The sequence below is a fragment of the Brevibacillus sp. IT-7CA2 genome, from assembly GCF_949767855.1.
Lineage (GTDB): Bacteria > Bacillota > Bacilli > Brevibacillales > Brevibacillaceae > Brevibacillus.
Window position 1 is genome coordinate 281509 of sequence record NZ_CATKQT010000051.1, and the last position, 19280, is coordinate 300788.

Genomic DNA, 19280 nt, shown 5'->3' on the forward strand with positions numbered 1-19280 from the left:
TATACTTGTAGAATATTGTTTATATTTCTACTATTTATATGAATATAGTACCAGAAAAGAAAAAAGGAAGGCTAGACCAAATGTATCAGACTGTTTCGAAAATCATAGCAATTTCGTCGCACATCGGCAGTTTGGAGCAGTTAATGCAATCCTTCCAAGCTTTTTGCGGCAGTGTTTCCTTGGCAACCACCCAAAACCCGCACTTTTCAAAAAACACTTGTTGATAGGTCAGCGCCAGTACACGCTTAATTCCCAAAAGGCGGCATTGCTCAACCAGATGAAGAACCAGATGTTTCCCAACGCCCATCCCCTTCGCTTTTTCCGAGATAGCCAAGGAGCGGATCTCAGCCAGATCCTCCCACAAAATATGTAGGCCTGCGACACCTACGACCGAATCTCCATCATGAGCGACAATAAAGGATTGCAAGTTTTCCAAGAAAGACAGCTTCGTACGTGGCAGCATCAAGCCTTGCTGTGCATATTCATTAACAATCTCCAACATGGCATCCACGTCTTTCATCGTAGCCTGACGTACTGCCAGTGCCTTTGCAACACCCATTTTACTCTCCTCCACCCCATGCATTTCGAGCCTGGTATGATTTAATATTTATTCATTATAGTATATAAATATACATTCGAGCTTCGCAGAAGTCTATCCTTTTTTCACCTAAATTATGCGTAATTGCATGAACTATTCTTTTGTTAGGTAACGGTTGTGTTATAATCAAGCGTACGAGTTCATAAGGAGGTGCTACATACTTGACGACGAGACGGGAACGGAAAAAGCGCGAAACTCGCGAAAAAATCTTCAATGCTGCCATCAAGCTCTTCAAAACGCACGGCTTTGAAGCAACCACAATCGACATGATTTCCGAAGAAGCGGATGTTGCACGCGGTACGATCTTTCTGCATTTCACTTCAAAGGAAGCTATTCTCGCTAACTGGGGATATGAGCGTCTACATGAAATCGAGGAGCGCCGGGAAGAGTGGGATTATGGTGACGAATGCAAGTCGAAGGTGCTGCGGATCTACAAGATCATGAATGAAGTCACCATCACCAATTTCGATTTCATCAAAGTCGTCGTAGAATCCTCGATGAAACATCGGAAAGTGCTTGAGAATGAAAAGAACATGTACTTTGAATTGCGTCAACTGTTCGCTGACCTGATTGAAGAAGCGCAAGAAAAGAATCAATTGAAAAGCAAATTCAACCCTCTTGTCGCTGCGAACATGTTGGAGAATATTTACTATAACGCTCTTTATGATTGGGTACGCAGCGAAGGCGCCTGGGCACTCGAAGAAATCATGGAAGAGAAGGTCTCTATCGTATTCGAAGGGCTGGTCGTGGAATAATCCGACTGACCAGCCCTTCGAATGTGACTTATGATTTATTCGAAATACGCCCATTTGTACTGCGCGTATCCCAACCCTGAAATGACTACGCCTTTCAACTTGGGGTTCTGCGCATACACCGTAGACTTAAAGTAAAACGGAATGACTGGCATTTCGTCCACCAAGATTTTCTCCGCCTCTTGCAAGATCGCTTTTCGTTTGGCAGCATCCTTCTCCTTGGCAGAAGCCGCCAATAGATCGGCATATTGACGATTCTCCCAACGAGTATGGTTGTTGCCTTCCTTCGTTCGGAATATTTCCAGGAAGTTGATCGGATCGTTGAAATCCCCCGTCCATCCCATCCGCGCTACTTGGTACTTCCCGTTTTTCACGTTTTCATAGTAGACATTCCATTCCTGATTCTCCAGCTTGACGTGCACACCCAAGTTTTTTTGCCACATATCCTGTACGGCTTGCGCGATTTTGGTCTGTGCTTCCTCCGTATTATAGGACAGTGTAATCGGTGGGAGCTGGTCGACGCTGGCGTACCCTTCTTCCTTCATGCCTTCCGTCAACAGCTGCTTGGCTTTTTCTATGTCGCTGTCTGTAAACAAGCCTTGCTCGTTCTCAGCAAACATTGTAGGCGGCACTACGGCTGTCGCAACCAATTCCCCTCCCTGCGTGATGTTCTCCACGATGTCTTTCCGGTTGATCGCGTATGAAAAGGCTTGGCGAATTTTTTTGTTGTGGAAAGGTTTTTGCTCTGTGTTGAATTCATACCAATACGTCCCGGCTTTTGGCGTGATCACCAGCAATCCTTTTTCCTTCAAGGTCGGCATCGCGTCGAGCGGAAGATTGCCAGTCGGGGCACCTGCCCAATCGAGATCGCCGCCCTCCAGCATCGACAGCTCTGTATTCGCGTCATTGATCATATTCATTTCGATTTTGGTCAGCTTGACAGCGTCTGCATCCCAATAATGCTCGTTTTTCGCAAGCGTCAGCTTAGTTTTATGCTCCCACGTAGCGAGTTTGAACGGTCCATTCGAGGTGTAGGCTGGTCCTGCTTCCTTCGCCCAGTTCGGATTGTCTTTTACCACTTTGGTATTCAGTGGAAAGTAGCTGTAAAAAGCCGTCAGCTCCAGAAAAAACGGCGTCGGGTTTTCCAGTTGGACGACCAGTGTCTTGTCATCTGTTGCCTTGACCCCGATTTCTTCGGGCTTCGCTTTGCCAGCAAAGGCCGCCTCTGCATTTTTTACATAAAACAACTGATAGGCATACTGGGAACCATTTTTGGAATCGAGTGCCCATTTCCAGGCGTTTTCAAAATCGTGCGCGGTTACGGGATCACCGTTCGACCACTTCGCATTGTCGCGAATCGTGAAGGTGTACGTCAACAAATCATCTGATGCCTTGATTTCCTGGGCCATGGCGGGCTGTGGAACGCCCTTGTCGTCAATGCGTGTCAGCCCCTCAAACGTCTGAAAAATAACATTGGATGACCAAACATCCGAAATGAGTCCGGGATGAAGAGAAAGTGGTTCTGTAAAGTTATTCAATCTGAGTATTTGTTCGGGTTGCTCAGATGCATTAGCTGGTGTAGCTTCTGTCGTTGGTTGTGTGGCAGGCTTTGCGGCTTCCTGTGGTTGTCCGCATGCAGCAAGCGCTAAAGCCAAGCCTGCTGCGAAAACAGCTTTTCCTGTTTTTTGCCACCATCGGTTTGCGGAACGTTGCATGGTTTATTCCCCTTCGTTTGGGAGCCTTCGCTGTGCTTCTCGCTGCTGCCATTCTTTCAGCTCGCTTTTGATTTGATAAAGCTCTGCACGTGTTTCGAGCTTGAACGCTTTTAATTCGCTTCTGATTACTGCCAACTCATGAAAGAGTCGCTCCCACACCTCTTGATCTTTGTCCATGTTCGCCTCCTTTTTCGGTCGTATACACAGCAGGCAGTTGAATCGTCACCTGCGTTCCGTGCCCGTGTTCACTCTGAAAGTGGATGGTCCCTTGCATCGCCTCGATGATCCGGCAGGTTACCATCAAACCGAGACCCGTCCCTTTTTCCTTTGTAGAATAAAAAGGCAGCCCAATCTGTTCAATCTGCTCTGGCGTCATCCCCTCTCCCTCATCCTTGATGGAAATCACATGATAGGTCCCGGCTGCTTGTACGGTGACGTGCAGTACGCCACCTTGTCCCATCGATTCGATACCGTTTTTCAACAGATTCATCAATGCTTGCTTGAGCTTAACGGCGTTGGTCTCAACGAATAGGCCCGGCTCGGTCTCACAGGCGATTTCCACTCGGTTCATGACGCTGTAAGAGGACATGATGGCGGTCACTTCGTTCACGGTATGCGCAATCTCCAGTCGCTCTAGCGTCTCAGAATGAGGCTTGGCCAGATTTAAATAGTCGGAAATGATAAATTCAGCCCGATCGAGTTCATTTAAGACCAAGCGGATGTATTCAACGTTTTTCGGATTCGTCTCCTCACGCAACAATTGGACAAAGCCTCGTACCACTGTGAGTGGATTGCGCACTTCATGGGCAACACTGGCTGCCAGCTCACTGATCAGGTTCAGCTTTTCCGAGCGTTCAACCTGCTTGCGGATAATATGAGATTCTCGAATAAATTCGATGAAATAAACGGCTGCACCTTGTACGATTAAAGCGAGGTAGCCGATTTCCACTAGCGGCTCCAGATAATTGTTAATGATGGACACCGGGAACCCTCTCCAGATCAAAACAACCATCCCTCCACCGATGATGGATAGCTGCTTCAAGCATTCGATCAAGAGAACGACCCCTAGTTTTTTTCGTAAAGAGTAGCCATACCAACGATTGACCAACAAAAACGGTATGATCGCGTAGACCATCGTTCCAAGAATCGTTATGAGAACGCCATCACCACCCAGAACGATCCTTACGACAAACATCACCAAAATCGTCAAAATGCCCGGGATATACCCAGCGTATAAAATGGTAATAATGATTGGTATCGAGCGTAAATCGTACTCCATACCATTACTGAGTTGTACTGGAAAGCTCATGGCAAAAATGACACTGATCGAGCTACAAACGATAACCATAGATGACTTGACGCTCATCTTGTTCGAGGTTGATCGCCCCAGCCAAACGTTTCTATACAGCAAAACAGGGACGATAACGAACAGTAACTGCAGCAAAATGTCTTTGATGATTAACATATATCGGTTCCCCTGGCTCTTAGAATATTTCGATTTTTCTTACAGAATAACATCACTAGGTGTCTTTCTGGAAGGCACATTTTCAACATCTGGCAGAAAGGATGTTTTTGTTGCGGTGACCAGCACATTTCCCTATGATGAAGAAGAGCTTGTTTGAAGACCTTGGAGGTAATGACATACACATGCGAAATGGTATAAAGCGTGAAGATATCGAGCTGTTGGCTCCTGCTGGTAACTGGGACTGTTTGAAGGCAGCCGTGGCCAACGGAGCCAATGCCATCTTTTTTGGGGTAGAAAAGTTCAACGCGCGTGCTCGTGCTGAGAACTTCCAAATGGCGGAACTGCCTGAGATTATGGCTTATTTGCACATGTACGGGGTAAAGGGCTTCCTTACCTTTAATATTCTCGTATTTGAAAATGAACTAGAGGATGCACGCGAGCTGATTGACGCCTGTATTCACGCTGGAGTAGACGCTGTGATCGTTCAAGACCTCGGTCTTGTAAAGATGATCCGCGAGATTTCTCCAGACTTCCCGATTCACGGCTCTACACAAATGACGATTACTTCGCCAGAAGCGGTGGAGTTCACGAAGCCGTTTGATATGGAACGCGTCGTACTCGGACGTGAAAATTCATTAAAAGAGATCAAAAAAATCGGAGAAAAAGCAAAGCTGCCGATGGAAGTATTCGTCCACGGTGCCTTGTGCGTTTCTTATTCCGGACAATGTCTGACCTCGGAAATGTGGGGTGGACGCTCGGCAAACCGCGGGGAGTGTGCCCAAGCCTGTCGTTTGCCGTATGACCTGATGGTAGACGGTGTGCAGAAGGAAATGGGGAATATCGCTTACGTGCTGTCCCCGAAGGACTTGGCTGCTATCGATTTGGTTCCTGAGCTGATCGAGGCTGGCGTGACTTCCTTTAAAATTGAAGGCCGCCTGAAAACACCTGAATATGTTGCAAACGTCGTGAGCAAATACAATGCCGCCATCGAGCGTTATTTTGCCGGACAAGATACGGGACCATCCGAGGTAGAAGTACGTGAGCTGCAACAAAGCTTCTCTCGCGGGTTTACACACGGATTTTTGACCGGGACAAACAACAAGCAACTCGTAGATGGATCGTTCCCGAAAAGCCGCGGTGTGTTTTTGGGAACCGTGAAAAAACTGCTTCCTTCAGGCGTTTTGGTGGAAATCACTGCTCCAGTCAAACGTGGAGACGGAATCGTGTTCGACGCGGGTGACCCCACGCAAAAAGAAGAAGGCGGTCGCATCTACGACATTTTGATCCGCAGTAAAAAAGTAGAAGGCGAAGTTTCCAAAGGCCTGTACGAAATCGTCATGGGACGCAATGACGTGAATCTGAAACGTCTTCACGTTGGCGACCGTGTATGGAAGACGAGCGATCCTGAGCTGGATCGTCGCCTGCGTAAAACGTTCGAGACAGAAAAGCCTTATCGCACCTTCCCGCTGTCCGTTCATGTAAGCGGCAAGCTGGGTGAAAAGCTCAGTGTCACTTGGGTGGATAAACAGGCGAATCACGCTGTCAGTGTTCCTTCCGAGGTACTGCTGGAGACTGCTTTGAAGCGTCCTCTGACGGCTGAGTTGCTGCACGATCAACTCAGCCGTCTGGGCGGAACCATTTTCCACCTAGAAGCTCACGATCTGACTGTCGATCTCGAAGGGGATCTCATCGTACCTGTCAGTGAGTTGAACCGGATGCGCCGTGACGCAGTAGAGCAGCTCGTGTTCCTGCGTTCCAAGCCGCCGATTTACCACCATCACGATATCAATGTATACGCGGACGTACCAACTAGAAAACCAGTGGAAAAGCCGCTCCTGACAGCACTGTGCCGCTCGCTTGAGCAATTGGAAGCAGCTGCGCAAACAGATGTGGACTTCCTCTACGCTGACTTTGAATTCGTCAAACAGTATCCAGAGGGTGTCAAGTTGGCCCATAAGTACGGGAAAAAGATCGGGATTGCTACGATGCGCATTCATATGCCAGATGAAAACGGTGTCCTTGCCCTGATCGCGAAAAGCAAACCAGACGCTATTCTGGTGCGCAATACGGGAGCACTCTATTACTACTTGTCCCGTCGTGATGAAATCGATATTCCGCTGATTGGCGATTTCTCCTTGAATGTCGCGAACCACAAGGCAGTTGAGCTGTTCCTTGCATCAGGTCTTGAGCTCGTCACGCCATCGTACGATCTGAACATCCAGCAGATGGTCGATCTGCTCAGCCGCTCGAACGCTGCGAACATGGAGCTGGTTATCCACCAGCACATGCCGATGTTCCACACCGAGCACTGCGTATACTGCACATTCATGAGTGAAGGTACTGATCATACAAACTGCGGAACTCCATGTGAGACCTCCCGCATTTCCTTGAAAGACCGCGTTGGTTTCTCTCACCCTATACGTGTGGATACCGGTTGCCGCAATACCGTATATAACGCGATTGACCAGTCCGGTGCTGAGTACTTGAGCGAGTTCCGCTCTCTGAATGTTGGCAGCTACCGCATCGAGTTTTTGGAAGAAGAGCCAGAGCGCGTGAAAGAAGTAATCAGTCTGTATCGCAAAGCATTGCGCGGAGAAGTTAGCGGTACACACGTATGGCGTACCCTGAAGTCAACCAACCAGTTGGGCGTCACACGTGGGCAACTGACGAAATAAATACCAGCTTTGTCGAGAGGAGAGAGAAAGTATGGCTGACCTGAATCAACCTACTGTAGAAAACCTGGCCGTTATTATCGAGGGCATCAAAGCAAAGCTGAACATGGCGAATACAGCGGTGATGCGCCCAGAGGATTTCGATCTCGTTCATTACGAGGATTTGCTGTACCTGTACAACATGGTGCAGAAAAAAGCAGCGTTTGGCATCAATGAAATGACCGCCATCGTTGAAGAGCTGGGTGCGATGAGAAAGCAATCCTAGTTCTGTTTGACACAATGAAAAAGCGTCGCTCCTGCGTACATGGAGTGACGCTTTTTTATGTGCTCTCACAGTCTACCGGAGACTCCGAATACAAACTCTATCCGTTACACTTTTTTCAATACGATGACTGCGTTATGACCGCCAAAGCCAAAGGAATTGGACATGCCGATGTGGAGCGCGGCTTTACGCGCTGTATTTGGCACATAATCCAGATCGCAGTCCGGGTCTCGCTCCTCCTGATTGATCGTCGGGGGAATGATTCCTTCTTGCAGGCTCTTAATCAGGGCGATCGCCTCCGCCCCCCCGGCTGCACCAAACATATGACCCGTCATCGATTTGTTGGCGGTGATCGGTACACGGTACGCATCCTCGCCAAACAGCTTTTTGATTGCCAGTGTCTCGGAACGGTCTCCGATCTCTGTGCTGGTCGCGTGCGCACTGATAACATCCACGTCTGTCGTTTGCACCCCTGCTTCCTGGAGGGCCCATTTCATCGCGCGGTAGGGACCGATTCCTTCTGGATGTGTCGCCACCATATGATAGGCGTCAGAGCTTGCCCCATAGCCAATCACCTCGGCATACATGCGGGCGTTTCTTTTCTTGGCGTGTGATTCTGATTCCAATATCACAATCCCGGCACCTTCTGCCATGACGAACCCATCCCGCTGGGCATCAAAAGGCCGACTCGCTCCTGATGGAGCATCATTTCTTGTGGACACTGCCGTCGCATTGCTAAAGCTGGCGAGAGATATGTCTGTCACTGCGGCCTCAGACCCTCCTGCGATGACGACATCTGCCCCGCCCGCCCGAATGAGCCGGAAAGCCTCACCGATGGACGTATTCCCAATCGAGCAAGCAGTAACAGGTGACATGGTCGGACCGTATAGACCGTACTTGATGCTGATCATCGCTGCTGCCATGTTGGAAATGAGCATGGGAACAAGCGTCGGGCTGACCCGCTCAGGACCTCGTTCACGTAGAACGTTATGCTGCTCTAGAAGCGTCCCTACCCCACCGATGCCAGAGCCTACATAAACCCCGACTCGCTCGCGGTCCAACTCGTCCAGCTGAAGTTCTGCATCCTCTAGCGCTTCTTCTACAGCAGCAAGGGCAAACTGGCAAAAGCGATCCATTCGCCGCGCTTCTTTGCGCCCAAAACGCTCCACCGGATCAAAATCTCGTACCAAACCTGCGATTTTCGTTTTATTGCGTGCTGTATCAAAAGTATCAATGTGTGAGATACCAGACTTCCCTTGCACGAGACTGTTCCAAAACTGATTTACTGTATTCCCGATCGGGGAGATCACTCCCATACCTGTGACAACGACTTTTTCCATGAATAGCCTCCAATTTGAGTGCCTTATGGAATCATCTTGTCACATGCGTTATCCTATTACAAGTTGTTGTTTATCCTAGTATAATGAGTACTAGTTTAACAAACTTAACCAGTTGAGGAAATGGAGAGTGTACCATGAATCAGCAAACGCGTTTGCAAGCACTGTCTACTTTTTTAAAAGCGCAGCGCGCCAAAATCCTGCCACAATCGGTCGGGCTGGCTCCTGGGACACGCAGAAGAACACCCGGGCTACGAAGAGAAGAAGTTGCTCAGCTCGCAGGGGTTAGCTCGACCTGGTATACATGGCTGGAACAAGGCCGCGACATCAAGGTCTCGCCTTCTGTTCTAGATGCGATAGCGAGAGCCTTGCAGCTTACCGTCGATGAGCGAAAATATTTGTACGCGCTGGCACTGGAGACAGGCACGGGAGTCGGGCAAGACGTGCAAAAAGATGAACCGCCGCAGATCAATCCTGCCCTCAAACGAATCTTAAAAGAGTTGCGCTCGTGTCCAACCATTATTTCAGATCGTCGCAGTCATATTGTAGGCTGGAACGAGGCAGCCGCACATGTCTTTCTCGATTTTGAACAACTCCCTTACGAAGAGCGCAATTTGATCCGCCTGGTGTTTACGCGCAAGGAATTACGACGGCTGGCCGTCAACTGGGAGCATTTCGTCAGCGGCTTTCTTGCTATTTTTCGCGCCAATTACGGTCAGTATGTAGAGGACGAGTGGTACGAGCAGTTTTTAAGTGAAATGCGGCAGGTTCATCCCGACTTTCACGACCTTTGGGAGCAGAGCCGTGTCAGCTCAGCCCCGGAGGTTTTACTAGAATTCCGTCATGCCAAGGCAGGGAAAATGCTCTTTCATCTGACTTCGCTGCAAGTTTCCGGGAATGCGGATTTGCGGTGTAGCATTTACACGCCTGACCCGAATTCTGCCACGGAGACAAAGCTGCGGCAGCTGATCGATCGGCCTGGTACTTCTGGAAAACCGTGACCGAAGGTCTTTTTTGAGTCAACATGGTGGAGGAGAAGAAAAAGCACAGTTCTCTTCGACTCTGACACGCCAGCAGGAGGGGTTCACTGACCGTCTCCACTTCCAAAAGGGGACCGTCGAGCCAAAGCCACCCTACGGGCGGAAGTTTCTCAGAGAAGAAGTGTTCGACAAGCGTGGTCCCCTTTTGGAAGTTCCGACTGGGGAGGCGTTGTCAAGGTCTACGAGCCCTGTGCTTTTTCTTCTCACTAGCCTTGTACGTTGATCGGACCTTTTAAAACTTGTAAACCAAAGAAAAACCAGCCCGACGGCATCTGCCTGGGCTGGTTCACTTTGCTAATGATTCACAATCCCTACACGCGTCCCGGAAGAAGCAAGGCTTCCGACTTCCTCGCAGCCTTCTTTCCACAGCAAGTAACGGATACTGTCTGCCAGCGCTTCCCAGCTCGCTTCGATGACGTTGGTGGAGACGCCGACTGTGCTCCACTTTTCGCCGTTGCTAGAGGATTCGATTAGGACACGTACTTTTGCGGCAGTCGCGCCGTTTTCGTCCAAGACACGCACCTTGTAATCTTCCAGCTGCATTTTTGCAATGCACGGGTAGTAGCTTTCCAACGCTTTTCGCATCGCATTGTCCAGTGCATTCACCGGACCATTGCCATCAGCTGCCGTATGGACAGACTCCCCATTTACACGCAGCTTCACGGTCGCCTCCGACGTGATCGATTGGACGGCTGCCTTTTCCAGCATGATCTTGAAGGAGTCTAGCTTGAACAGGTTTTTCAGCTTGCCGGAGGCTTCCAGCAGCATCAGCGTGAGCGAAGCCTCTGCTCCCTCATATTGATAGCCTTGGAACTCGCGCTCTTTGATGTGTGTAATGATTTCTCTCGCCTTTTCGCGATCCAACGAAAGATCGATCTCCAGCTCTTCCATTTTGGCGAGCAAATTGCTTTGGCCAGCGAGCTCCGAAACGAGTACGCGACGTTTGTTGCCGATATTTTCTGGCTCGATGTGCTCGTACGTTTTCGGATCGCGCATAACGGCGCTTACGTGAATACCACCCTTGTGAGCAAAAGCACTGTACCCGACAAACGGCTGGTTGTTCGGCATCGTCATGTTGGCAATTTCCGCTACATAGCGCGAGAGCTGTGTCAGCTCCTGCAATTGATCAGTGCTCACACAGTGATGGCCGAGCTTGAGCTGCAAATTCGGAACCACTGAGATCAAGTTGACGTTCCCACAGCGCTCACCAATGCCATTAATGGTTCCTTGTACTTGCTGTGCGCCCGCCTGAATTGCAGCTAGTGCATTGGCAACCGCCACTCCGCTGTCATTATGCGGATGAATGCCTACAGGCGTCCGCAGGTGGCCCACAGTCGTTTTGACAATATCATAGACTTCATGCGGCAGTGTCCCGCCATTTGTATCACAGAGAACGATCCAGTCAGCTCCAGCTTCTTCTGCCGCTTCCAGCACTCGCAATGCGTAGCGCGGATTCGCCTTGTACCCATCGAAGAAATGCTCTGCCAAAAAGAGAGTCGTCAGTCCGTTTTCTTTTAAAAATGCGACCGAATCAGCGACCATTCGCACGTTTTCTTCCAATGTCGTCTTGAGAGCATCCGTCACGTGCAAGTCCCATGATTTCCCGAAGATTGCTGCCGCCCCTGCTCCGCTTAAGATCAACGCTTGCAGATTGTCATCATCCGCCGCTGCTACATTCGGTCTACAGGTACTGCCAAAAGCCGTTACCTTAGCGTGCTGCAGCGAAATCTCCCGGATACGCTCAAAAAAAGCCATGTCCTTTGGATTACTGCCCGGCCAACCGCCTTCAATAAAATCGATACCAAACTGGTCCAGCCGCAGTGCGATCTTTATCTTGTCTTCTACCGACAGGCTGATCCCCTCTCCCTGCGTACCATCTCGCAGGGTCGTATCATACAGATACACCTTGCTATTCATGTTTCTTCTCCACCTGTTCTGTTATTTTTCTGAATAATCACATCATTCTAACCGTTAGACGATTCCCAGTATACCACAGCCCAAATGGAAAAGAAAACGCAGGAAAATAGAGGTTTTTTCTATGTCCGTGGGGTGCGGACAAATGCGACAGTTTGCTTGATCGCATCTTCCAGTGGAGCCGATGTACCCGCAAACGAATGACGCGTGTTAAATGTATGATCTCCGCCTTCTATCCAGTGCAGCTCGCTGTTCTTGGCAGCCTGATGCATTCTTTTTGCACCCTCTACCAGACGGACATAATCTTTTTCTCCTGTGATGATGCACAGTGGTTGTTCCATCGTAGAAACAAGTTCCAAAATATCGTATTTCTGGCGATTGTTGTCCACGTCCTCGATCACGACTCTCGTGATTGGCATATCTTGACCGGTTCGCGCATTCGCTATGTATCCGACGCCTGTCTCTTCTATTTCTTGGCGCAGCTTCTTGTCGAACAAATCCACATGAGCGATTCCGTTCCAGGTCACAATCCCTGCCACATGCGGGTTGTTTGCTCCGAATAAAATCGCGTCACCGCCGCCCTTGCTGTGTCCCAATACATACAGCTTCGTTTTGTCCACATAATCGGGTAATGGTAGCTCGCCTGACAAAATCCGTTCCGTCAACGCTTGCAAATCAGCCAGTTCACGCGCATACGTATTGCGCCCGAATTTCTCCAGCTCGTCGAACTCCGTCAAGCTCTCACCTACGCCATTGCAGCTAAAATTAAAGCGAATCGTGGTAATGCCTTGCTTGGCCAGCTCATCGGCTACGTAGGGAAAACTTCCCCAATCCTTGAAGCCTTTAAAACCATGGCAAAATAGCAGTAGTGGCTGTGCTGACCCAGCCGCTTCCTCCGTATGAATGTCACCGCGCAGCGTTAACTCCCCGTCAAGTGCGATGGAAAATGATTGTTTTTGCATGTGCCTTTCACCTCTTGTGCATTTTTTTATTATTATGCCGTGTCCCCCTCCTAAAAGAAACGAAAATACCAAAAAAAGAGACCTTCCTCTATGGAAGATCCCCTTTAATTAGCTGCATTGTTTTTATTAACAAGATACAACGCATACTCCAACGGCCGTCGAACCGCCGTCGCATATCGCTTGTGCTGACGCATCTGCTTGAAAATTTCTCTGCCTGGCTTCGGATTAATCTCAATAATCCAAACCTTCCCGTGAACATCAATCCCCAGGTCAAAGCCAAACTCCATCATCAGGCCGAAATGTTCTTCAATGCGTGTGACAGTCTTGATCGCGAGCTCCTTGCATTCCAGCGCAATCCGCTCTGCCATTTCCTGACCAAATCGTTGGACCAAAAAGGAAACTGCAGGCAAAGCGGTTCCCCCTCCATGCAAATTCGAGGTGGACGATTGTATCGGCCCAACGCGAATGCCCATCCCGGTCAAACACCACTGACCCTTTCCGTCCTTTTGCACAAGCAGGCGAGCATCTACTGTTCGCTTGGGAACCAGTGACAACCGTAGCCCCTGTTGAAGAAAAAACTGCTCGTTTCCGCTCTTCTCATTCTTCATCCAATGCTCCAGCCGCTCGCACACCTCTGTGAGCGTCGCCAGTTTTTCGCAGCTTTTGGCTTGCTTCTTGGTCCTGCCATGTAAAAGGTAGCGACCTGCTCGTTTCTCCACACGCAGTATGCTTCTGCCACCTGTGCCGTTTGTCGGCTTGAGATAAACCAGACGATGATCGGCAAGCATCGCAGCAAGCGTTTGTCTGTCGTAGGGGTGTGTTTCGGGAAGCCAGCGCTGTAGCTCAGGATCTTGTATCAAAATCTGATGAACGACATATTTGTTCGAGAAGCGGTTATTCGCATAACGAAACCAGTCTTGCTTGCGAAATGGCAAATAGGCACGATGCTTCGGCAATGGATAGTAGCGATATCGGTCAATGACGATATCGGGCCAGGCAAAGCGCTCTCGTCTCCACTTCGTGCCATCTGGTACAAAACCGTTGATCCGCTTTTCTGCAAACTGGACATCTTGTGGGCTAAACAAAAAAACCTCTGCCCCCATTTCTCTTCCTGCCTCTACCAGCCTTCGCAAATAGCCGGGCTCGACAAAGCCTGATTCTCCTCGGTAGGTCAGTACGCCTATCCGTTTTCTCACCGAAAGGCCACTCCCTCCCTTGTTCGATTTTCTAACTAGCCTCGTATAGCTTATGGTTGAAAACAAAAAAAAGCGCCTTTGTCCTATGTAGGCAAAAGCGCATCTTTCATGAATTTTCTTATCGTTAATGTGTTTCCAAATAGTGCAGCGCTGTTCGTCCCAAGAGCTCGCCTGCGATCAGCATGGCATCCTCGTCGATATCAAATCGTGGATGATGATGGGGATATGTCGCCAGTTTTTCTGGATTGCCTGCTCCTACGAACAAGTAAGCGCCGGGCACCTTTTCCAAGTAGTACGAAAAGTCCTCGCCACCCATCAACGGCTTCATCGATTCCACACGACCAACTCCGAATGCAGCAATGGCTGCTTCCTGTGCGATCGTTGCTTCTTTTTCATGGTTAATGACGGCTGGATACCCTCGATCGTAGACAACCGTAGCGCTGCCTCCCATCATGGCAGCTGTCCCCTCCGCAATTTCTGTCAGGCGCTGCTCCGCACGATCGCGGACGTCTGGCAAAAAGGAGCGGACAGTCCCTGTCAGACGACAGCTATCTGCGATGATGTTCGTACTATCTCCGCCGTGGAACGTCCCCACGGTCACGACCACACTTTCTAACGGGCTGACATTGCGGCTGGCAATCGTTTGCAAATGACCGACGATTTGTGAACCGATCACAATGGAGTCGACGGTTTCTTCTGGAACAGCACCGTGTCCCCCTTTTCCTTTGATCTCGATGGAAAAGTCGTCCGTATTCGCCATGAGTGGACCTGCGCTAATGTACACCTTCCCCACAGGGAACATCGACCAGAGATGAACGCCAAAGATCGCATCGACGCCATCTACAGCACCATCCTCAACCATTTGGGTAGCTCCGCCCGGATTTTCCTCTTCCGCATGCTGAAAGACAAAGCGAATTTCACCGGCAAACTGCTCACGATGTGCTGCCAAAACAGCAGCAAGTCCTAATAGCTGGGAAGTGTGTGCATCATGACCACACGCATGCATGACACCAGGGACGGTAGATTTATACGGCACTTCTTTTTGATCTTGAATCGGCAGTGCGTCAAAATCCGCACGCAACGCGACTACCTTACCCGGGCGCCCTCCACGCAAAACTCCGATGACACCTCTACCACCAACACCTGTGCGAACCTCATCAAAGTGAAGTCCTCTCAATATTTCGGCAATGAGGGCTGGGGTCTTCTCCTCTTGAAAGGAAAGCTCGGGATGCTGGTGCAGATGACGCCTCCAGCTAATGATTTGCGGCTCCATCTCTTTAAGCAGCTCTTTTAATTGTTCCTGCAAGGCCATGGTTCTTACTCCTCCCCCTGGATGCACCATTCTTCTCCCATCATAGCAGAATCATGGGTCAAATGGGGAGCTTGACTAATCCAGAACGAGCATGCTGCGTTTTCGCTTCTCAAAGACCGCAAAGCTCGTATAGCCTACCCGTTTCAACTGGGCTCGAGCCTCGTCCAACTGCTGACCGACTTGATCAGGTGCAGTAGCGCTAGACGCCAAGGTGATGGGCACCTCATTCTGGAACAAAATTTCCAAAAAACGATAGCTGGGCGAAAATTCCCGGAGCTGACTCGCCAGACCGTAGCCTGTATTGATTTCCGTCGCAATCCCCCTGCGTCCAAGAGCTCGGGCCACACGCTGATAATACGGCAATAGGGCAGTTTCATCTGGTCGTACACCAAACGCTTTGATGCCATCGATATGGGCAATCACATCGAATAATTGCGATTCGATCGCCTGCTCCAGCTTATCAAAATAAAGGCTGTACAATCCGATTAGCTCCTGTCTTCCAAAGCGTTCTCGTACATCGTGGATCGGATAGCCCCAGCCTTCCAGAAAATGCACGGCCCCTATGCACACATCCCAAGGATATTGATTGATGACATGCCGCAGTGTCTCTTCTCCACCTGAAAAATAATCCAGTTCAATCCCCACACGCAGCTCAATTCCATCCTCCGCCCAACGAAGCCGCTCTTTTTGCAGGAAAACAACAAAGCTGTCCAGTGAGTCATTTGCGACTTGACTCAGCCATTTGCGCTGCGCGGTCCCCAAGCGATCAGAACCGATGTGCACATGCTGTTCGTAGTACGACCGATACTCAAGAAAACGGTATAAGTGCTCGACCACGCAAACTTGCTGAATCCCCGCCTGTTTGGCACGTAATCGATACAATTCCAGCCAATCTCGTGAATACGGGCCTTGTTGAAGGCGTTCTGCCAACCCATTGGTCAGCATACTTGCCCATTTTCTGCTCCCCTTCACTTCGGCATGCTCTACGAGAGGGCGCAATGATTCCGCTTGCTTGAGCAACCAGTCCAGCGAATACGGCCCTTCCTCCAGTTGGACGTGAAAGTCTACCTTCATCCCGATCACCTCCTTGGGTTCGTCCCTGCTATTTTCTATCGTTTATATGCATGTGGTTCCATACATATGTCGAGTATTCACATGACGAGCGACCTAGCAAAAAAGGTGAAAAAAAAACAAAAAAATGCCTCAGCAACGAGGCATTTTCGATTATCAGCTATTTTTTCGCTCATACACGTAAAACGCATGCGGATGAACGTTCTTCTCATCCACGATACCCTCACGCTTGTCCACCAAGGTGTAAGCATCGCGATCCCATGCCGGGAAAAACGTATCGCCCTCTGTTTCCAAATCGATCTCCGTAATGTACAGACGATCAACAACATCGAGGAACTGGCGATAAATTTCCGAGCCGCCAAAGATGATGACATCGCCCATTGCGAGCACTTCTTCCTTCGTATGGACAACATCTATACCTTCAGGGTGAAAGTCCTGGCTGCGTGTCAGGACGACATTTCTGCGGTTAGGCAGCGGCTTGCCGATCGATTCGAACGTTTTGCGTCCCATCACGATCGTTTTTCCTGTCGTTAATTCCTTCACATTTTTCAAGTCGGCAGGAAGGTGCCACGGCATGTCGCCATCTTTTCCGATGACTTGGTTGTGGGCATAGGCAACAATCAGGCTGATCATACGGCCACCTCGCCTTTGATGTGCGGGTGGGATTCGTAGCCGACGATTTCAATATCTTCGTATTTGAAGTCAAAAATCGAACTCACTTCTGGGTTGAGCACGAGCTTCGGCAGTGGTTTCGGCTCGCGAGTGAGCTGGAGCTTAACCTGCTCGATATGGTTTAGGTACAGATGAGCATCTCCGATCGTATGAACAAAATCGCCCACTTCAAGCCCGGTGACATGCGCCACCATATGCGTCAGCAAAGCGTAGGAAGCGATATTAAAAGGTATACCCAAAAATGTGTCGCCACTACGTTGATACAGCTGGCAGGACAGCTTGCCATTCGCTACGTAAAACTGGAACAGCAGGTGACAAGGCGGCAATGCCATCTTGTCCAATTCAGCCGGATTCCACGCACTAACGATCAAGCGGCGAGAGTCCGGATTGCGTTTGATCTCATCAATGACCCATTGAATCTGATCCACTGTTTTGCCGTCGCGTCCAGTAAAGGAGCGCCATTGGCTTCCGTATACCGGTCCCAAATCTCCGTTTTCGTCGGCCCATTCGTTCCAGATCCGCACGCCGTTTTCCTGCAAGTAGCGGACATTGGTATCGCCCGATAAAAACCAGAGCAATTCGTGGATGATCGATTTCATATGCAGCTTTTTCGTCGTGACCATTGGAAAGCCTTCACTCAGGTCAAAACGCATCTGATGCCCAAAAACACTGGTCGTTCCGGTGCCTGTCCGATCCTCTTTTGTGACACCCTCATCTAAAATGCGCTGGCACAAATCCAGGTATTGTTTCATCGTCCATCTCTCCTTCCATCTCATCTATTTTACCTGACCGAGACAAAAATGAAAGATCGGAATGTCATGATATAATAAATGGATAAATGTAGAAAGCGGGATTCGTGATGGATGGCATATCTTCTGTGGCTACAAAGCCCTTATATAAACAAATAGCAGAGCAAATCGAGCAAAGAATCAGCAGTGGTGAATTCGGTCCTGGCAGCTATTTGCCCTCGGAGCGCACGCTAGCCAAAGAACTGAGCGTCAACCGTTCGACCGTCGTCGCGGCGTACGATGAGCTGCAAGCAGCAGGTATGATCGAGCGCATACAAGGTAGTGGCACCATCGTCAGCCGAGATATTTGGGGACTGGCACGGACCCGCGTTCCGAACTGGCGTCATTTGACAGAGTCAGGGTCGTTTCGCCCGAATTTACCGTTGATTCGCAAAATCCGTCGTGAAACACAGGAAAATGACTTGATCGATTTAGCGAGTGGCGAGCTCTCTACCGATCTGGTCCCCAATCAAACACTCCAGCAGCTCATGACCCCCGATGACTTCCCGGCTCATCTCGGCTATGAGCATCCGCAGGGCAATTGGGCTTTGCGAGAGACATTGAGTCTCCATATGAAAACATGGCGAAGCATCGCAGCACCTGCTACCTCTATCCTGATCACATCAGGCGCGCAGCAGGCTCTTCATCTCGTCGTTCAATGTCTGTTAAAGCCAGGGGATGCGGTTGCCATTGAGGAGCCGTCTTACTGTTATTCCTTGCCGCTTTTTCATTCCGCTGGCTTGCGTACGTTCTCGCTGCCAGTCGACCGGGACGGAATCGACCCGAAGCACTTGGCCCAACTGCACCGACAGCACCGCATCAAAATGGTTTTTCTCAATCCGAATTATCAAAACCCGACAGGGACACTGCTTTCATTGGAACGGCGCCAGGAATTGCTCGCGTTCTCCTATGAAAATGGGATTCCGATCATCGAGGATGATCCATACAGCTTGACCAGTTTTTCGAGGGAGCCCGTCCCAACCTTAAAATCGCTGGATCAACACGGAACAGTACTCTACATCAGCTCTTTGACCAAAATCGTCGCCTCAGGTCTACGGATCGGCTGGATCGTCGGGCCCCCTACTGTCATGGAAAGACTGGCAGATGCGAAACAGCAGTTTGATTTTGGACATAGCATTTTTCCGCAATGGCTAGCGAATCGCTTTCTCGGATCGCCTCAGTTTGCGAGTCACATCGATCTTTTGCGAACAGAGCTGCCCTTACGGCACGATCAGCTAGTCTCCTCGCTTCAAGACAAGTTCGGTGATCAAGTAGAAATGGTCGGTTCAGAAGGAGGCATTCACCTGTGGTGCAAATTCAAAGGGGAATGGAGCGGCGAAACTCTTCTTACAGAATCAGTCAAACGGGGTGTTGTCTTCGTTCCAGGACATCTTTTCGGGGCAGAGCAAGGATATGTCCGCTTCACCTTTGGCAGAGCTACCCTAGATCAGATCCCTGAGGCAGTTTCGCGCTTAGCGGATGCATTCATGGCAAGTGGATGGGCAAAATAATCCCCAAGTGGAT

General features: G+C 49.8%; 17 protein-coding genes. 5 read left to right on the forward strand and 12 right to left on the reverse strand.

Annotated features, from left to right (window positions below):
* Positions 1 to 85: 85 nt before the first annotated feature.
* A complete protein-coding gene (locus ACM6JA_RS24855) occupies positions 86 to 559 on the reverse strand; it encodes an N-acetyltransferase (protein WP_414854532.1) in 474 nt (157 codons plus the stop codon).
* A 200-nt stretch (positions 560 to 759) separates the two neighbouring features.
* Here ACM6JA_RS24855 and ACM6JA_RS24860 point away from each other — a divergent pair, with 200 nt between their 5' ends.
* Positions 760 to 1353 carry a TetR/AcrR family transcriptional regulator gene (locus tag ACM6JA_RS24860; protein WP_173618652.1) on the forward strand — a complete coding sequence of 198 codons (594 nt, stop codon included), beginning with the start codon at positions 760 to 762 and terminating at the stop codon, positions 1351 to 1353.
* 35 nt (positions 1354 to 1388) lie between these two features.
* Here ACM6JA_RS24860 and ACM6JA_RS24865 read toward each other — a convergent pair whose 3' ends face one another.
* Genes ACM6JA_RS24865 through ACM6JA_RS24875 form a run of 3 tightly spaced genes read right to left on the reverse strand, consistent with a single transcriptional unit; the run spans position 1389 to position 4530 of the window.
* Complete coding sequence (locus tag ACM6JA_RS24865) at positions 1389 to 3065, reverse strand: peptide ABC transporter substrate-binding protein (protein ID WP_414854533.1); 1677 nt, start codon at positions 3063 to 3065, stop codon at positions 1389 to 1391.
* A gap of 3 nt (positions 3066 to 3068) precedes the next feature.
* Positions 3069 to 3242: a hypothetical protein gene (locus tag ACM6JA_RS24870; protein WP_414854534.1), complete on the reverse strand. Its 174-nt coding sequence runs from the start codon at positions 3240 to 3242 to the stop codon at positions 3069 to 3071.
* Positions 3202 to 4530: an ATP-binding protein gene (locus tag ACM6JA_RS24875; RefSeq protein WP_414854535.1), complete on the reverse strand. Its 1329-nt coding sequence runs from the start codon at positions 4528 to 4530 to the stop codon at positions 3202 to 3204. The genes ACM6JA_RS24870 and ACM6JA_RS24875 overlap by 41 nt, the downstream gene beginning before the upstream one ends.
* A 182-nt stretch (positions 4531 to 4712) precedes the next feature.
* Here ACM6JA_RS24875 and ACM6JA_RS24880 point away from each other — a divergent pair, with 182 nt between their 5' ends.
* Positions 4713 to 7205, forward strand: a complete 2493-nt coding sequence (locus ACM6JA_RS24880; RefSeq protein WP_414854536.1) for a DUF3656 domain-containing U32 family peptidase — start codon at positions 4713 to 4715, stop codon at positions 7203 to 7205.
* A 31-nt stretch (positions 7206 to 7236) separates the two neighbouring features.
* Positions 7237 to 7467, forward strand: coding sequence for a DUF1128 domain-containing protein (locus tag ACM6JA_RS24885; RefSeq protein WP_007722824.1), 231 nt, complete (start codon positions 7237 to 7239; stop codon positions 7465 to 7467).
* Between the two features lie 104 nt (positions 7468 to 7571).
* Here ACM6JA_RS24885 and fabF read toward each other — a convergent pair whose 3' ends face one another.
* Complete coding sequence (gene fabF / locus ACM6JA_RS24890; protein WP_414854537.1) at positions 7572 to 8804, reverse strand: beta-ketoacyl-ACP synthase II; 1233 nt, start codon at positions 8802 to 8804, stop codon at positions 7572 to 7574.
* Between the two features lie 134 nt (positions 8805 to 8938).
* Between fabF and ACM6JA_RS24895 the strand changes: the two genes are divergently transcribed.
* Positions 8939 to 9802 carry a helix-turn-helix transcriptional regulator gene (locus ACM6JA_RS24895; RefSeq protein WP_414854538.1) on the forward strand — a complete coding sequence of 288 codons (864 nt, stop codon included), beginning with the start codon at positions 8939 to 8941 and terminating at the stop codon, positions 9800 to 9802.
* Between the two features lie 333 nt (positions 9803 to 10135).
* On the opposite strand, the gene cimA is transcribed toward ACM6JA_RS24895, so the two are convergent.
* From cimA to ACM6JA_RS24930, 7 genes are all read right to left on the reverse strand, one after another.
* Positions 10136 to 11758, reverse strand: coding sequence for a citramalate synthase (gene cimA, locus ACM6JA_RS24900; protein WP_414854539.1), 1623 nt, complete (start codon positions 11756 to 11758; stop codon positions 10136 to 10138).
* A gap of 119 nt (positions 11759 to 11877) precedes the next feature.
* Entirely contained in the window at positions 11878 to 12717 is an 840-nt protein-coding gene (locus ACM6JA_RS24905) for an alpha/beta hydrolase (protein ID WP_414854540.1), read from the reverse strand.
* 104 nt (positions 12718 to 12821) lie between these two features.
* Positions 12822 to 13913 carry a YheC/YheD family protein gene (locus ACM6JA_RS24910; protein ID WP_414854541.1) on the reverse strand — a complete coding sequence of 364 codons (1092 nt, stop codon included), beginning with the start codon at positions 13911 to 13913 and terminating at the stop codon, positions 12822 to 12824.
* Positions 13914 to 14037: 124 nt separating this feature from the next.
* Positions 14038 to 15225, reverse strand: a complete 1188-nt coding sequence (locus ACM6JA_RS24915) for a M20 metallopeptidase family protein (protein ID WP_414854542.1) — start codon at positions 15223 to 15225, stop codon at positions 14038 to 14040.
* Between the two features lie 75 nt (positions 15226 to 15300).
* Entirely contained in the window at positions 15301 to 16299 is a 999-nt protein-coding gene (locus tag ACM6JA_RS24920) for a histidinol phosphate phosphatase domain-containing protein (protein ID WP_414854543.1), read from the reverse strand.
* Positions 16300 to 16452: 153 nt separating this feature from the next.
* Positions 16453 to 16929, reverse strand: a complete 477-nt coding sequence (locus ACM6JA_RS24925; RefSeq protein ID WP_414854544.1) for a dihydrofolate reductase — start codon at positions 16927 to 16929, stop codon at positions 16453 to 16455.
* A complete protein-coding gene (locus ACM6JA_RS24930) occupies positions 16926 to 17720 on the reverse strand; it encodes a thymidylate synthase (RefSeq protein WP_414854545.1) in 795 nt (264 codons plus the stop codon). Before ACM6JA_RS24930 ends, ACM6JA_RS24925 begins: the two co-directional genes overlap by 4 nt.
* Before the next feature lie 107 nt (positions 17721 to 17827).
* On the opposite strand from ACM6JA_RS24930, the gene ACM6JA_RS24935 reads away from it, so the two are divergent.
* Positions 17828 to 19267: a PLP-dependent aminotransferase family protein gene (locus tag ACM6JA_RS24935; RefSeq protein ID WP_414854546.1), complete on the forward strand. Its 1440-nt coding sequence runs from the start codon at positions 17828 to 17830 to the stop codon at positions 19265 to 19267.
* The last annotated feature ends 13 nt before the right edge of the window (positions 19268 to 19280 follow it).

Coding starts and splice junctions, on each gene's coding strand:
- ACM6JA_RS24855 (WP_414854532.1), bottom strand. CDS start 559: ATGGGTGTTGCAAAGGCACTGGCAGTACGTCAGGCTACGATGAAAGAC.
- ACM6JA_RS24865 (WP_414854533.1), bottom strand. CDS start 3,065: ATGCAACGTTCCGCAAACCGATGGTGGCAAAAAACAGGAAAAGCTGTT.
- ACM6JA_RS24870 (WP_414854534.1), bottom strand. CDS start 3,242: ATGGACAAAGATCAAGAGGTGTGGGAGCGACTCTTTCATGAGTTGGCA.
- ACM6JA_RS24875 (WP_414854535.1), bottom strand. CDS start 4,530: ATGTTAATCATCAAAGACATTTTGCTGCAGTTACTGTTCGTTATCGTC.
- ACM6JA_RS24880 (WP_414854536.1), top strand. CDS start 4,713: ATGCGAAATGGTATAAAGCGTGAAGATATCGAGCTGTTGGCTCCTGCT.
- ACM6JA_RS24885 (WP_007722824.1), top strand. CDS start 7,237: ATGGCTGACCTGAATCAACCTACTGTAGAAAACCTGGCCGTTATTATC.
- fabF (WP_414854537.1), bottom strand. CDS start 8,804: ATGGAAAAAGTCGTTGTCACAGGTATGGGAGTGATCTCCCCGATCGGG.
- ACM6JA_RS24895 (WP_414854538.1), top strand. CDS start 8,939: ATGAATCAGCAAACGCGTTTGCAAGCACTGTCTACTTTTTTAAAAGCG.
- cimA (WP_414854539.1), bottom strand. CDS start 11,758: ATGAATAGCAAGGTGTATCTGTATGATACGACCCTGCGAGATGGTACG.
- ACM6JA_RS24905 (WP_414854540.1), bottom strand. CDS start 12,717: ATGCAAAAACAATCATTTTCCATCGCACTTGACGGGGAGTTAACGCTG.
- ACM6JA_RS24915 (WP_414854542.1), bottom strand. CDS start 15,225: ATGGCCTTGCAGGAACAATTAAAAGAGCTGCTTAAAGAGATGGAGCCG.
- ACM6JA_RS24920 (WP_414854543.1), bottom strand. CDS start 16,299: ATGAAGGTAGACTTTCACGTCCAACTGGAGGAAGGGCCGTATTCGCTG.
- ACM6JA_RS24925 (WP_414854544.1), bottom strand. CDS start 16,929: ATGATCAGCCTGATTGTTGCCTATGCCCACAACCAAGTCATCGGAAAA.
- ACM6JA_RS24930 (WP_414854545.1), bottom strand. CDS start 17,720: ATGAAACAATACCTGGATTTGTGCCAGCGCATTTTAGATGAGGGTGTC.
- ACM6JA_RS24935 (WP_414854546.1), top strand. CDS start 17,828: ATGGATGGCATATCTTCTGTGGCTACAAAGCCCTTATATAAACAAATA.